This is a genomic window from Sphingobacterium sp. UBA5789, from assembly GCF_002418355.1.
Lineage (GTDB): Bacteria > Bacteroidota > Bacteroidia > Sphingobacteriales > Sphingobacteriaceae > Sphingobacterium.
Map to the genome: position 1 here is coordinate 268859 of NZ_DIDX01000001.1, position 14859 is coordinate 283717.

The following is a 14859-nucleotide window of genomic DNA, read 5'->3' on the forward strand; positions in this document are numbered from 1 at the left end:
ATATAGAAAACCCCGCTTTTGTTTAGGATAAAATTTTCAGTAAATACATCTGAAGTTATCAGATTCCGGCCGAATGAAATTGAAGGTCGTACAGTTTCTTATAATAACCGTCTATAGCGAGTAATTCGTGATGGTTGCCGACTTCTTTAATCTCTCCTTTATCAAGAACAATAATTTTGTCTGCTTTCTGAATTGTGGACAGTCTGTGCGCGATGACAATGGCGGTTCTTCCTTTCATCAGGTTGTCAATGGCAGACTGGATAAGTTCTTCTGTTTCGGTATCTACAGAAGATGTAGCTTCATCCAGTATCAGGATTTTAGGATCGTGTACCAGTGCCCGGATAAAAGAAATAAGTTGTGCCTGACCGGCTGACAATGTTGCTCCGCGCTCCATCACCTCGTAGTCGAACCCTCCGGGTAGACGTTGAATAAAATCATAAGCTCCGACTTGTCTTGCAGCATCGATTATTTTGTCTTCCGAAATGCGATCTTCATTCAGATTGATATTTTTTCTGATGGAGTCGGAGAATAGAAAAACATCCTGAAGAACAGTAGCTATAGTCTTACGCAGATAATTGAGTTCATATTCCCGGATATCTATCCCGTCCAGAAGGATCTGCCCTTTATTGATTTCATAAAAACGGCTCAGAATATTGATGGTAGAGGATTTACCGGCACCTGTAGCACCTACAAGAGCAAGTGTTTCTCCCGGCTGCACTTTGAAGCTTACATCTTTTAGTACCCAGTTTTCATCATTGTAGGCAAACCACACATTTTTAAATTCTATTTCTCCTTTGACATTTTCCGGTTTAAGCGTACCCGAATTGGGAGTCGCTTCATCTGTATCCAGTACATCGAAGATCCTTTCAGCACTCACCATCCCCATTTGTAAGGTGTTGAATTTATCTATAAGCTCTCGTATCGGCCTGAATATCATATTTATGTACATGATAAATGCCACCACTACTCCGGGAGATATTACATCTGCGATAATCTGTTTGGATCCGAACCAGACCAGAAGACCGAGTGCTATGGCCATGATCAGTTCTAATACCGGGAAAAATATAGAAAAGTACCAGTTGGCACGGATATGCGCATTCCGGTGGTGGGAGTTGATGTCTTTAAACTTATGTAACTCTTGTTTTTCCCGGGCAAAGTATTGAATAATACCCATTCCGGAGATATGCTCCTGCAAAAATGTATTTAGATTAGCCACCCACTTCCGTACATCCTGAAAAGCAGATTTCATTGCTTCTTTAAAAATATAGGTCGCTGCTACCATCAGAGGCATTGGGATGAGAACAATAAGCGTCAGCTTCCAGTCGGTATAGAACATGACTATGAGTATCACCAGTAGTTGCAGCAAGTCACCTATAATTTGTATAAGTCCTTCGGAAAAGATATTGGATATCGTTTCCAGATCGGATATTGTACGCGTGATAAGTCTTCCGATAGGGGTATTATCAAAGTATTTGAGTCTGAGATTAGTGATGTGATTAAATACTTCAATACGTATATCTCTGATGACAGACTGTCCAAGTGTATTCGTCATTAACGTATGAAAATACCTTATGATAGTTTGCAGAACGAGAAGTCCCAACATGGCAATCAGCATATTATTAAGACCTGAGGCATCGTCTGTGAGGATATATTTGTCTAATGTATGCTCGATCAGCAAGGGAAGTGCGGGCGCTACAGCAGCAAGCAAAATAGTCAATACGACCGAAATCCAGAATACTGTCTGATAGGGGCGCATGTATTTGATCATGCGCTTTAATAGCTTACTGTCGTATGTTTTTCCTGTTATCTTTTGATCACTCACTGCTTATTCTATTTACGTTTACTAATATAAGGATAAACCACTTCCGTTAAATATAATCCGTGCGCTGGAACAGATGTTCCGGCCTTTGAACGGCTCTTGCTCGCTATGACTTCCTTTATATAGACAGGTTCTTTTCCTTTCAGTCCGATTTCTAATAAGGTTCCGACAATTGCTCTGACCATATTTCTTAGGAACCGGTCTGCAGAAATATGAAAAACAAGATGGTCATCGGTCTTCCATAACCATTCAGCTCTTGATATATCACAAAAATTGGTAAAAACCTGTGTGTTGGATTTACTGAAACACTCGAAATCCTGTCTTCCCAGAAGATACTGACAGGCCTCATTCATCTTTGCTACATCCGGAATATCTCTTGTCAACCAGGAAGCATGTAACAGGAACGGATCTTTTTTGAAATGCAGATGATATTCATAAGATCTTGAAGTTGCATCAAAACGGGCATGAGCTTCGTCATCTACCGGTAAAAGGCTGTATACTGCTATATCATGAGGTAAAAGAGCATTGAGAGAATGCACAAATTTATCGGGCTGTAATAGCAGACCTTCCGCCAGGGCATCAAAGTGAACAAATAACTGCCTCGCGTGTACTCCTGTATCTGTCCGGCCTGCACCTATTGTTTCAATGTCCTTACGAAGTAAGGTTTTAAGTACATCATTTAACTTTTCCTGTACAGAAACAGCGTTATGCTGGATTTGCCAACCATGATATGCGGTGCCCTGATAGGCTATCTCCAGAAAGAAACGTTTCGTTTTTAGTTCCACTTTGCAAATGTAGTGATTTGGATGATTTTATAATTCAACTTCAATTTTTGACGCAACAATTTGACATTAGCATTGTTAATAAAACATAGTAACTGTCATACATTCACTTGTGGAGATGACAGTATATTTTCTCTTAAAAAATTACGGCTTAACGGCAAAGGAGAAACCGATAAATTAGTTTTATATACAGTCAATAATATTGCATATAAAAGCAAATTTATCTAAGTTTGTTTTGTTACAATAAAATAATCTTATGATACAGCGTATTCAAACGGTTTGGTTATTATTAGCGGGAGTGACTATTTTCGCATTGTTTCTGTTTCCCTATCTGCAATATATTGATGTAGCGGGAATAGGCAGAAAATTATTAGTGTCAGGATCTTATACGGCTGTTAATGGTGAATCTGTAAAAGAAGAGTCTTTTATTCTGCAGAGTATAGCTACAGTCGTTTTGGGTTTGATCCCGGTATATATCATCTTTAAATTTAAAGATCGTAAGATGCAGATCAAACTGATTTTATTACAGATTGTTTTGCTTGTTCTATTCTTTTTCTGGCTTTATTCTTTTTCCGGAGATATTTTGTCTAAAACATCCCAATATCTTTCCGCAAGTAATATTGGCGTCGGGTTTTTCTTATTCCCTGTAGCTATTGTGTTTCTATCTCTCGCTTTCGGTGGTATACGTAAAGATGAACGCCTGATAAAATCAGCAGAAAGATTACGTTAATGGACTATACCCAGCGAGAAAAACTGATCCGCAATTATGTTGAAGCCTATAATCAGCTCGATATAGCAGGTATGCTTACGGATCTGGATGATGAAATACGTTTTGTTAATATTACTGATGGTGAGATCAACTTATCTTTATTAGGTCGCCGTGCATTCTGGGATCAGGCCGTACAGGCGGCAGAGTTGTTTTCGGAACGCAAACAGGAAATTTTGGCTGTTCGTCATTCTCCCGAAGAGACCGAAATTGAAATCGATTATTCAGCTAAATTAGCTGTAGATCTGCCTAATGGTTATGAACGCGGACAAGTAATCAGCATGAAGGGCCGTTCAGTATTCCGGTTCGGAACAGATAAGATTATCAGCCTTACAGATATAAGCTAATTCCCAATTGCGCATTTAATCTTATTCAACAGGTATTATTCTTTTTTTTAAGGTGTTTTTCCCCTCAACACTTGTGGCTCCTGTGTGTAATTATAGTAATTATACAACACAGGATCATGAAAGCTTACCTATATATTCTTCTGGCTGCAGTCACATGGAACTTAAGCAGTTGCCAGAAACCTACATCTATTAAAAATGCGCCACTCACAGATTCCGTAGTATCAGCTTCGATATTGGATTACAATATTTATTTTGATGCCGAACGCTTTTTTATAAAAACCGTGGAAAGCGGTCTTAAACTAAAAAATGCTTCAGAACAAGCCTTGCGGATGACCAGTTCAGATTCTATCCGCAATCTTGCATTGGCTTTAAAAGAATGCCATACGAAAGATGTAGAACAGATTATGGCTTTAGGAGACAATTTAAATGTCGCTATTCCGGCGGTTATGAATGCTATCGATGCACAGCAAGTCTCCGATTTGAAAGAAGAAAAGAATACGGACTTTGATTATAGATTTATAAAAATGGTCATTGAAGATTATGAACGTAGCATTCCTCTTTTTGAACAGGCTGTATCGGATGCCAATAATTCCGAAATAAGGAATGTGGCGTCTTCCGTTCTTCCTAACTTATATGCTCAGCTATCCAAAGCGAGAATTATAGAGCGTGTCTACTTCAGAGACAGAATGATAAGTAGGCTGTAAACCTTTGTTAATATCCTGATGTTTATATAGAAAGTATAGGATTATGGATAAATTAGGGCAATACCATAAGAAGCGCAATTTCAAGGAAACTTCGGAACCAAAAGGAGCCACAAGTTCGCATAAACCGGCTAAACTACGATTTGTTGTGCAGCGTCATCATGCAAGTCGTCTGCATTATGACTTTCGTCTGGAGATGGGGGGAGTGCTCAAAAGCTGGGCAGTGCCGAAAGGTCCTTCTCTTTTTCCGCAGGATAAGAGACTTGCGGTGCAGGTGGAAGATCATCCTGTTGATTATGCCAGCTTTGAAGGAGAGATTCCTAAAGGAAACTACGGCGCCGGGACTGTTTCTATATTTGACGAAGGCTATTTTCAGCCGTTGGAGAATGGCAAAGAGAAAAGTCTGTTGGATGATGTAGAGCAAGGTTCAGTTAAATTTATTCTTCATGGAAAAATACTAAAAGGAGAGTTTGCCCTAGTACGTATAAAAGATGGAGATGGTAAATCGTGGCTGTTGATCAAACACAAAGATAAATTCGCCGTAGATAAACCGTACAATGCTGAAGACTATGTCAGTAAGAAGATTAAGGATCAAGGAGAACAGTATAAAAAGAAGCCTGCAAAGACATCAAAAGAGAAATCAAAATTGTCTCCTTCACCTGCTAAAAATGTAAAGGTTGAACTGCTGGAACCTCTTCCCATGTTAACCCGACTCACTACAGATTTACCAGATGAAGAGGGCTGGTTGTATGAAAAAAAATACGATGGCTTCCGGATAATCGCTGTTAAGACCTCTAAAAACGTTATTTTGTATTCTCGTAATGGAAAACAGATGAATAAGCTATTCCCGAGTATCGTCAAAGCGGTGTCGTCTCTCGAACGTGATGTCTGGCTGGACGGAGAAGTTGTTATAGAAGATAAAAACGGGAAAGCTCAGTTCCAGCTTTTGCAGAGTGGAGAGCCTTTGCCACCTTCTCTCGTAATTCGGTATTATATTTTTGATCTGCTAAGTCTGGATGAAAATGATCTGAGTCAATATCCATTGAAGGAGCGAAAGGATCTGCTTCAATTGTTATTAAAAGGAGTGAAAAAATCTGTAATAACGCCTGTTGAAGCTTTGACAGGAACGGTATCAAAAATCAGGAAACAGGCTGAAAAGCAGGGTTGGGAAGGAGTCATAGCAAAAGATACAGAGAGTTTATACCATGCCGGTAAACGAAGTAGCCAGTGGCTTAAAGTAAAGTTCCGGAAAACTCAGGAAGCAGTGATCTGCGGATATACAAAGCCTCAGGGTAGCCGTTCCTTTTTTGGGGCTTTAGTGTTAGGATATTACGAAAAGGAGCAATGGATTTACCTTGGAAACTGCGGAACAGGATTTACAGAGGATCTTTTAAAAGATGTTTTTGATAAACTAAAAGATAACAGGAAATCAGGAAAACCTTTTGACCCGAAAGTCATTGTAGCAAAAGAAAAGGAGGTGACCTGGGTGAAGCCTGATTTGGTATGCGAAGTCTATTATTCAGAATGGACAGCAGACAATCATCTTCGTCATCCTGTTTTTAAAGGGTTGCGTATGGATAAGAATGTGAAGGATGTACAAGTAGAGCACCCTGAAGAAGAGCTGGTGAAAGATAAGGTGGTTACAGTTGATCGTCATCAGGTAAAGCTTACTAATCTGGACAAGGTATATTGGCCATCGGATGGATATACTAAGGGACAATTGTTAGCATATTACGAGAAATTTGGAGATCTTCTGTTACCCTATCTCAAAGATAAACCGATCTCCATGCACCGTTTTCCAAATGGGATAGAAGAAAAGAGTTTTTTTCAAAAGGATGTGGACGTAAAGCAGATTCCGGGTTGGTTGCGCACTGTTTCCATGTATTCTGAAAGTACAGATAAGAATATCGATTATCTGATCTGTAATAATAAGGCAACGCTGCTTTACATTGCGAATTTAGGATCTATCGAAATTAATCCCTGGCTGTCTACCTATCAAAAGAAAGAATACCCGGACTTTGCCGTGTTGGATCTGGATCCCAACGGCGCTGATTTTGAGGTCTTGATTGATGTCGCCAGAACGGCTCATCGTCTCTTTAAACAGGCAGGTGTGACAGATTATATTAAGACTTCCGGATCTACAGGATTGCATATATATATTTATGTAAACAGAAAATATACCTATGATGTAGTTCGTGATTTTATACAGTTTATCGCAGAGATGATTTATGAAGAACATCCGGACACAACGAGTCTGATCAGGGATCCACAGAAAAGAAAGGGACTCATATATCTGGATTATCTGCAGAACCGGAGGGGACAGACTATTGCATCGCCTTACTCCGTCCGCCCCAAGCCAGGAGCTACTATCAGTACGCCTTTACATTGGAAAGAAGTAAAGGAAGGGCTGGATATAAAACAATTTAATATAACTTCTATTACTGATCGTCTTGAAAAGAGAGAAGATCCATGGAAGGATATTTTTGAACATCCTGCCGATATCAAAAAAGCATTAGAGAAATTTTAAGCTAAACTTGCTTTCAGCTGAGCCAACAGATCTGCTGCTTTTGTATTTTCTACAGTCATCTTTCGGATAGTGGCCCTTTTGCCTTTGTCTTTCTGTTTGATGATTTTAAGCAGATCTCGCGTATATTCATTTTTATATCCGGAGATATCAAAGCTATGGCTATGTTGTTTGATAAGTTGTAAGGCCATATCCATTTCTTCTTTTTTGATTCTGGAAGTTCCCGGAATTTTTAATTCTTCAGGGGAGCGGATTTCTTCTTCAAATCGAAGTTTATTGAGCAACAGCATATTTTGGTAGGGTTTTATAATGACCAGATTCTCAATATTACGCATAACAAAGGAACCTAAACCAGCAGTTTTGCTTTTTTCTAATCCTTTCAAAAGCAATTGATAGGCTTTATCTCCTCCCTTCTGCGGCTCTAAATAATAGGGAGTATCAAAATAGATACTATCTATTTCTTCCAGTTTAACAAAGGACTGGAGATTGATCATTTTATTTTTTTCAGGACTTGCATCCTCAAAGTCCGCCTCTTCAAGAACTACATATTTGTCTTTCAGCATATATCCTTTGACGATATTTTCCCAGGCGACTTCTTTACCAGTCTTCTCATTCACCCTTTTGTACTTAATGTTTGACTTGTCTTTCCGATCTAACATATCCAGATCCAGTGAACTGCTTTGCGTGGCACTGTATATCTTAACCGGAATATTTACTAGTCCAAAGCCTATTGCTCCTGTCCAAATTGCTCTCATACTCATATAAACAATGTAATGGATAGAAGGTTTCGGTGTATGCGGTTGATTTTTAATGTTTTGAAGAGAAGTCTAAAAGACTGTTTTGTATTATTAAATAGACATTTAGAGCTGTATACGCCTGTACCAAATTCTTCTCTATGTTTCAGAGTCCAAAATTTTCAATTTCATCGGGGTTAAATACGCGTATAAATACGTATCTGCCTTGCTGATAATTGGGCTTTTTTAACTCTATGGAGAAGGGCGTTTGTTTAACCAAAAGTTTATAGGTATTTATACGCTTTTTGAAAGAAAAAAACCACTTGTTTTAGCATGGCCTTTGAATAATGTCTTGCGATGATTCAACAAAATAGAGTTAACGGTAATATGCTTCAAAGCGGAAATAAAAAATCTACTATTATGACTAGAAACGAATTTAATACTCAGGTTATGGAGCAAACAAATGAACTCCGGAGCTTTGCAAAACGCTTTACAAAAGATAATGAAGAAATCAACGATCTTCTTCAGGAGACGTTTCTCAAAGCTGTGACCTACTTTCAAAATTTTAAAGAGGGAACTAATCTTAAAGGTTGGTTATACACTATTATGAAGAATACCTTCATAAACGGTTATCGCAGAGTTTCTAAAACACAGTCATTCATTACAACCGAGGAAGAGGTGAGTTCTTCACAGATGTATTTTTCAGCTGTTCATAACTGGGGAGAGAATAAATTTGTAATGGACGATATTCAGCAAGCCCTTTCCGAACTGGATAAAGGCTGTTATGTACCTTTCACTATGTATTTTGAAGGATATAAATACTACGAGATTGCAGAACATCTGAATTTGCCTGTGGGGACGGTCAAAACGCGGATTCATATGGCAAGAAAAAAATTGAAGAATGTTTTAGCCGTTTATCAATAATATATATAATTATACCATTTTTCTTTTCCCTCAGGCACTGGCTGTTTACAGTCTTTAGCTTGAGGGATTTTTTTTGCTGATCTATCCTCCAGATCACAAATGAGATATGTCTTCGTAAAACCTATGCCGAAGGAAGCGATAAAAGAAACTTTAAAAAGGATTTTTCGGCAATTTCTGTGAGCGTGAACTTGTCTGTGTTTTTCTTTACTATACGATTGAGTACAGGTGTCAGACGCTGATCCAGATATTGATTTTGTAATTCAGGATGAATATAATAGTTCCGCGTGACAGTTCGTGTATTTCCTAATTTTGAAGCGACCTCGTCTATAATATGAAGCAGATTTTTTTTGCGTTCTGTTTCGGTTTCAGCAACTGGTATCCCGGCCATGATCATTAATGCGAGCGTACATCCCGCCCATGTTCTGAAATCTTTGCACGTGTAATCGTCCTTCATGGATTCTTTCAGATAGGAGTTGATATCACCCGAGTCTAACCGTACAATTTCACCATTCTTGTTATAATATTGAAAGAGTTCCTGACCGGGTATATCTTTAATGTTTTTCAACATTTTTACCAGTTTAGGTTCTTTGAGATACACTTGTTGGACCACACCTTTCTTTCCTTTGAATTTGAAAAAAACTTTGTTGCTTTCGATTTTAATATGTTTGTTTTTCAGTGTTGTCAACCCAAATGATCCATACTCCTGCTCGTAAGCTTTATTGCCTGCTCTGATGTAAGTGTGACTCATGATGTTTACAGCTATGGCACATACTTTCTCTTTTGTGAGTTTCTTGCGTCTCAGATCTTTCTTTAACTGAACTCTCAAAAGTTTCAGTTTTCTTGCAAACCCTTCCAGGCGATCAAATTTTTTCAGATTTCTGAAGGCAGACCAGTCATTGTGATAGCGATATTGCTTACGGCCGCGAGCATCTATACCCGTGGCCTGTATGTGTCCGTTTGCCTGAGTGCAGATCCAAACCTGTTGCCATGCAGGAGGAAGTACTAATGCCCGGATACGGTCTAATACCTTCTTGTCAGCTATTTTACCTTTATCTGAAAAGTAAACGAATTTTCCGTTTTTCTCTTTTCGGGTATATCCGGGCTGCTTATCGGATACATATCTAAGCTTGATATCTAGTGCCGCATGTGGCAAGGGGGCTGAGGTCTTCATAAATAAATTACAGCTTTGAAAAATAAGACCCCACATCTTTTAAAAATGCAGGGTCAAGGTTACTGTTGTGTTATTGTAATTGATCGATTTCAATGATTTCTTATAGCATCAATAAGTTTGCTTTTATTCATGCTATGTCTTCCTTTTATTCCAATTTTTTTGGCTTCAGCCAAAAGCTGAGATTTTTTGCGGTCATCAAGATCACTACTTTTTCCACCCTTCCGGCTGGCATCAGGCGTATTGGCAATACGTGCTGCTTTTTCTTTACTCATGCCTTTATGGCGCAGAGCTTCGTATTTTTCATCATCCTTGATTTGATTTCCGTGATCTTTGCTCATGATTGATACATTAAGGAAAACTATAAATCTATAACGGCAAGCCCCGATGTTTGTTTAGGAGATAATAACGAACAGGTATTATTCTTGTGTTTTCACGTATTTTTACTTCGCAGAATCTTGCTGTACCCAGATCAATTTGTTCAGGTCATAGCCTGCTTCTCTGGCTTTGATCAGATATTCTCTTTTAATCTGATCAGGAAGAGTGGGGGTCCGTGAGAGGATCCACAGGTAGTCAAGATTTTTGCCGGCTATCAGCGCATATCGATATGCGGAATCAAGAGCTATGACATTGTATCCTGAGTAAAACGGGCCAAAAAAAGAGACTTTTAGCATTCCCTTAGTAGGTTCGTCTACAAACTTAGCTTTTCCAATAGCTTCCTTTTGTTTACGTTCCACAGTATCAAAACCTGTATTCACGACTTTTATAGAACCATCTTTATGGAGCGAATAAGTGGCCGTTGTATTTTTAAGATTTTTCTCGAATTTAAAATCAAACCTAGCTATTTCGTACCATTTACCAAGATAACGGCTTTGATCAAAATTTTCTACAGCTTTCACATTTTCGGGAATGGTCTGGCATTGGATGAACAAAAAGGAAATAAGGGCGCAGATGATTAACAGGCAATTATAAGAGTATTTATTTTTCATATGTATGGTAAGTGTTTTATAAGATAACAACTGATAATGTAAACTGGTTTTCCTGAAAAACAGTAATTCCTATCGCTTGTGCAATTTACGGAATCCTTCTTATTTACTGCCATAATACACGATGGAGGTTTCGGAGTATAAGCCTTATATTTGCACTCATATATGAATTCTTTTCTCCCCTTCTTCGATTTTAAGCAAAAGGTCAACTATAGGATTGAGATCCTTGCAGGTCTTACTGTCGCTATGACTATGATTCCGGAATCTTTATCCTTTGCTATTCTGGCTGGATTGAGCCCGCTTACAGGCTTATATGCTGCATTTCTGATGGGACTGATTACAGCTGTGCTAGGTGGGCGGCCCGGAATGGTTTCCGGTGGAGCGGGAGCAACAGTGGTGGTGCTGATTGCTTTGGCGGCAACACATGGTGTGGAATATTTGTTTGCTGCGATCATTCTGGCGGGTGTACTTCAATTTTTAGTAGGGCTATTCCGCTGGGGTAAGTTTGTAAGACTTATTCCACAACCAGTAATGTATGGTTTTCTGAATGGTCTGGCTATCATTATATTTATGGCACAAATACATCAGTTTAAGGTGGTGGAGAATGGGGTTAGTCACTGGTTGTCCGGATCTGCTCTTTATATTATGGTCGGACTGACAGTACTGACGATGTTGATCGTATATTTCTTTCCTAAAGTGACCCGTACGATCCCAGCTTCATTGGTGGCAATTATGGTCATCTTCGTGATCGTGCTTGCCGGAGGTATAGAGACAAAGACTGTATCTGATATCGCATCCGTGAGCGGATCCCTTCCTGTTTTTCATATACCAACTGTTCCGATGACATGGGATACCTTACAGCTCGTATTTCCCTATGCACTGGTTATGGCAGGAGTAGGACTGATTGAATCCTTGCTGACGCTTTCAATGGTGGATGAAATCACCAATACAAAAGGAAACTCAAACCGGGAAGTGATGGCACAGGGTACGGCGAATGTAGTGAATGGTTTCTTTGGAGGAATGGGCGGTTGCGCCATGGTCGCTCAGACTTTGGTAAATCTGAATGCCGGTTCCAGAGCCAGGCTTTCAGCCATAATAGGAGCATTGACTATATTGCTTATTATTCTGATTGGCAGTCCTGTTATTGAACGTATTCCCATGGCCGCTTTGGTAGGCGTGATGATAATGGTTTCTATAGGTACCTTTCAGTGGGTTTCGGTACGGCTTGTGAATAAAATGCCTAAATCGGATATTTTTGTGGGCATACTGGTAGCTGCTATAACCGTGCTGCTACACAATCTGGCTTTGGCCGTTTTGGTGGGCGTTGTAATATCGGCTCTGGTGTTTGCCTGGGACAATGCCAAAAGGATTCGCGCCCGGAAGAGTATAGATGCGGAAGGTAATAAGATTTATGAAATAAATGGTCCGCTTTTCTTTGGATCAGCCACTCATTTTACAGAAAAATTTGATGTGGCTGAAGACCCGGATCAGATTATTATCGATTTTAAGGAAAGCCGGTTGGTCGATATGACTGCTATTGACGCAGTACATAAACTGACATCGAAATACGCGGAGAATGGGAAACGTGTCATATTACGGCACCTGAGTGCGGATTCCCGTAAACTGCTTGCGGATGCGGCTGGTCTCATTGAGGTGAATGTAGAAGATGATCCTACATATAAAGTGATGCCCGAATAGACGTATTTATTTTTGATCCCCTTATTCGTTTATTTATCTTTAAGAATTGAAATTCTAAAACAGGTAAGACAATGGGCTTTATTGCGGTCATTGATAAAATAGGTATTAATCCATTTGTGTTTGTTCCTGAACTTGTTTTGCGGGAACTGATAACAGCAGCCGGTCAGCATAAAGGAAAAATTCCTGTATCGTTAACCATTGATGGGATTGCTTTTACCCAGACATTAGTTAAGTATGCAGGCGAATGGCGCCTGTACATCAATGGCCCTATGCTCAAAGCTGCAGGAAAAACTGTTGGAGATACGGCTGACTTTACGTTAGCATTTAATGCTGATAAACCTGAAATCCAGATACATCCACTTCTGGCAAAAGCTTTAGCGCAAAATTCAGAAGCAGAGGCTGTTTTTCAGACTCTAACTCCATCCCTGCAATTGGAGATTATCCGTTATATATCTCATTTAAAGCAGGAAGATAGTATTGTACGGAATGTCGGAAAAGCGATAAACTTTTTGTTAGGAAAAGAAAGATTTATCGGTCGGGAGCCCATTAATATGAAAAAGGATGCTGACAGCCTGCTATAGATTGACCATAGAAAAGCGGATTTTAATATTAAAACCCGCTTTAATCACAACTAAATACAGAATATAATTATTCTGCTTTCGAATTTAAGTTTGTATCGGCGATGCCCGTTAAAGTTTCGTCACAGCTTTTTTCCTCTTCGAGTGTCATTAATAAGAGTTTTAAGCTTTCTTTATTACCCAATACTTTTGCAAATGCAGCTAAGGTTCCGTAAGTAGCTATTTCATAGTGCTCTACTTTCTGTGCTGCCGCAATGATACCTGCATCTCTTACGTTGCCGACTTCTGTTTCTTCCATTATACTTTTGCCTTCTTCAATGAGCCCGGCCATAGCATCGCATTTCTCAGCTTTAGCTTTTTTACCAATTGATTCGAAGCATTTTTGTAAACGGGCGATATGTTCTTCCGTTTCTTTGAGGTGCTTCTGAATAGCTTTTTTAAGCTGCGGAGAAGTTGCATTTTTATCCATCTTAGGCAATGCTTTGGTCAGCTCTTTTTCTGCCCAATAGATATCTTTCAAACCGTCTTCAAATAAATCTGCCAGATCTTTAGCCGCTCCGGATTTAGCTTTAATTTTTGAATCTTCTTTATTTGAGGATTTCGCAGGTGTAGTTTTTGATGCACTGCTGCTTTTAGCTGTTGTAGTTGCCATAATTATATGATTTTATGTTTTCAAAGGTTTAATTCATTTGTTAATAGAAGAACGGATTAGTAATCAGATAGTTCTGCTGTTGCGGTTAAGTTTTTAATAATGCGTACTTCTACTAAGGCGTGCGTATTAATGCCCGACTCTGCCCATTAGGTAAACTTTGCTTATAGTCTCTTGTTATATAAGAGATGAAACTCTGGTTTAATTAAAAAAGAAAAAGATGAGTAGGACAAATTCGAAAGGTGGCAACTTTGTTAAAGACTTCTTTTCCATTATAAAGACATCTGCTATGGGATTTATAAATGAGGATTGTCTCAAGTATAGTGCTTCACTGGCCTATTATACTATTTTTTCAATAGGACCTATTTTAGTTTTAATTATCTCTTTGGCTGGTGTATTTTTTGGTCAGGATGCTATCGAAGGCAAAGTGTTTACGGAGATGAAAGGTCTTGTAGGACCAAGTGCTGCCCGGCAGATACAGGAAGTGATCATGAATCTCAAATTATCAGGTAAGTCAAATCTCGCTCTTGTCGTAAGTATTATTACGTTACTGATCGGAGCAACATCGGTATTCGGAGATATTCAGAATTCGATAAACAGAATATGGCATGTACGTGCCAAACCTAAAAAGGGATGGGTAAAGGTCATCAAAGACCGTTTATTATCTTCTTCTCTTGTGATAAGTCTGGGGTTTCTGCTGATGGTTACTTTGGTTGTGAATGGGGTAATACTTGCATTTACAGATCGTTTGCAACGTTACTTTCCGGATATTACGGTAGTTCTGTTAGATGCGATCAATTTCTCAATAAGTTTTGCTGTTATATTTATTCTGTTTGGAATAATATTCAGGGCGCTGCCAGATGTTAAGATTGCGTGGCGGACTGTGCGTTCAGGAGCTTTTTTTACCGCGATATTATTTGTTATCGGACGATTTGTTATCGGGTTGTACCTCCAGACTTCGGGCACAGAATCTACTTATGGAGCTGCAGGATCCATTATATTAGTTTTGCTGTGGGTATATTATACAGCGGCCATACTCTATTTTGGAGCCATTTATACACGAGAATATGCCGCTATAAAAGGTATTCCGATACAGCCTTCTGATTTTGCTGTGCATGTGGAGGAGAAAGAGGTTGAAAAGGAAGTCAAAGTCCTGCCTCCTCCGGATCATGACAAAACATAA

The 14859-nt window shown here is 39.1% G+C and carries 15 protein-coding genes; 8 read left to right on the forward strand and 7 right to left on the reverse strand.

Annotated features, from left to right (window positions below; translation table 11 throughout):
* Positions 1–58: 58 nt before the first annotated feature.
* Together B4B65_RS01125 and truA are read right to left on the reverse strand one after the other, a co-directional pair.
* Positions 59–1768 (reverse strand): ABC transporter ATP-binding protein, encoded by a 1710-nt coding sequence (locus B4B65_RS01125; protein WP_293912611.1) that lies wholly within the window; start codon positions 1766–1768, stop codon positions 59–61.
* 62 nt (positions 1769–1830) lie between these two features.
* The gene (truA, locus tag B4B65_RS01130) at positions 1831–2604 is read right to left on the reverse strand and encodes a tRNA pseudouridine(38-40) synthase TruA (RefSeq protein WP_201681154.1); all 774 of its coding nucleotides are present in this window, start codon (positions 2602–2604) and stop codon (positions 1831–1833) included.
* 253 nt (positions 2605–2857) lie between these two features.
* Here truA and B4B65_RS01135 point away from each other — a divergent pair, with 253 nt between their 5' ends.
* From B4B65_RS01135 to ligD, 4 genes are all read left to right on the forward strand, one after another.
* Complete coding sequence (locus B4B65_RS01135; RefSeq protein WP_201681155.1) at positions 2858–3331, forward strand: DUF4293 domain-containing protein; 474 nt, start codon at positions 2858–2860, stop codon at positions 3329–3331.
* The gene (locus tag B4B65_RS01140; RefSeq protein ID WP_201681156.1) at positions 3331–3714 is read left to right on the forward strand and encodes a nuclear transport factor 2 family protein; all 384 of its coding nucleotides are present in this window, start codon (positions 3331–3333) and stop codon (positions 3712–3714) included. Before B4B65_RS01135 ends, B4B65_RS01140 begins: the two co-directional genes overlap by 1 nt.
* 116 nt (positions 3715–3830) lie before the next feature.
* Positions 3831–4418 carry a DUF4142 domain-containing protein gene (locus tag B4B65_RS01145; RefSeq protein WP_293912615.1) on the forward strand — a complete coding sequence of 196 codons (588 nt, stop codon included), beginning with the start codon at positions 3831–3833 and terminating at the stop codon, positions 4416–4418.
* 43 nt (positions 4419–4461) lie between these two features.
* Entirely contained in the window at positions 4462–6942 is a 2481-nt protein-coding gene (gene ligD, locus B4B65_RS01150) for a DNA ligase D (RefSeq protein ID WP_293912617.1), read from the forward strand.
* On the opposite strand, the gene B4B65_RS01155 is transcribed toward ligD, so the two are convergent.
* Entirely contained in the window at positions 6939–7694 is a 756-nt protein-coding gene (locus tag B4B65_RS01155; protein WP_293912619.1) for a Ku protein, read from the reverse strand. The two genes, ligD and B4B65_RS01155, sit on opposite strands and share 4 nt — an antisense overlap.
* A gap of 399 nt (positions 7695–8093) precedes the next feature.
* Here B4B65_RS01155 and B4B65_RS01160 point away from each other — a divergent pair, with 399 nt between their 5' ends.
* A complete protein-coding gene (locus tag B4B65_RS01160) occupies positions 8094–8597 on the forward strand; it encodes an RNA polymerase sigma factor (protein WP_236582350.1) in 504 nt (167 codons plus the stop codon).
* Positions 8598–8718: 121 nt separating this feature from the next.
* On the opposite strand, the gene B4B65_RS01165 is transcribed toward B4B65_RS01160, so the two are convergent.
* The 3 genes from B4B65_RS01165 to B4B65_RS01175 form a co-directional block, all read right to left on the reverse strand.
* Positions 8719–9768 carry a DNA topoisomerase IB gene (locus B4B65_RS01165; RefSeq protein ID WP_293912622.1) on the reverse strand — a complete coding sequence of 350 codons (1050 nt, stop codon included), beginning with the start codon at positions 9766–9768 and terminating at the stop codon, positions 8719–8721.
* An 89-nt stretch (positions 9769–9857) separates the two neighbouring features.
* Positions 9858–10106, reverse strand: a complete 249-nt coding sequence (locus B4B65_RS01170) for a DUF7218 family protein (RefSeq protein ID WP_293912624.1) — start codon at positions 10104–10106, stop codon at positions 9858–9860.
* 102 nt (positions 10107–10208) lie between these two features.
* On the reverse strand, positions 10209–10754 hold the full coding sequence (locus B4B65_RS01175; RefSeq protein WP_293912626.1) for a lipocalin family protein: 546 nt from the start codon (positions 10752–10754) through the stop codon (positions 10209–10211).
* A gap of 162 nt (positions 10755–10916) precedes the next feature.
* On the opposite strand from B4B65_RS01175, the gene B4B65_RS01180 reads away from it, so the two are divergent.
* Both B4B65_RS01180 and B4B65_RS01185 read left to right on the forward strand, forming a co-directional pair.
* Positions 10917–12449 (forward strand): SulP family inorganic anion transporter, encoded by a 1533-nt coding sequence (locus tag B4B65_RS01180; RefSeq protein WP_293912628.1) that lies wholly within the window; start codon positions 10917–10919, stop codon positions 12447–12449.
* A gap of 71 nt (positions 12450–12520) precedes the next feature.
* Positions 12521–13030, forward strand: a complete 510-nt coding sequence (locus tag B4B65_RS01185) for a YdeI/OmpD-associated family protein (protein ID WP_293912630.1) — start codon at positions 12521–12523, stop codon at positions 13028–13030.
* A gap of 67 nt (positions 13031–13097) precedes the next feature.
* On the opposite strand, the gene B4B65_RS01190 is transcribed toward B4B65_RS01185, so the two are convergent.
* Positions 13098–13679, reverse strand: coding sequence for a ferritin-like domain-containing protein (locus B4B65_RS01190; protein ID WP_293912632.1), 582 nt, complete (start codon positions 13677–13679; stop codon positions 13098–13100).
* A gap of 217 nt (positions 13680–13896) precedes the next feature.
* Here B4B65_RS01190 and B4B65_RS01195 point away from each other — a divergent pair, with 217 nt between their 5' ends.
* Positions 13897–14859, forward strand: a complete 963-nt coding sequence (locus tag B4B65_RS01195) for a YihY/virulence factor BrkB family protein (RefSeq protein ID WP_293912634.1) — start codon at positions 13897–13899, stop codon at positions 14857–14859.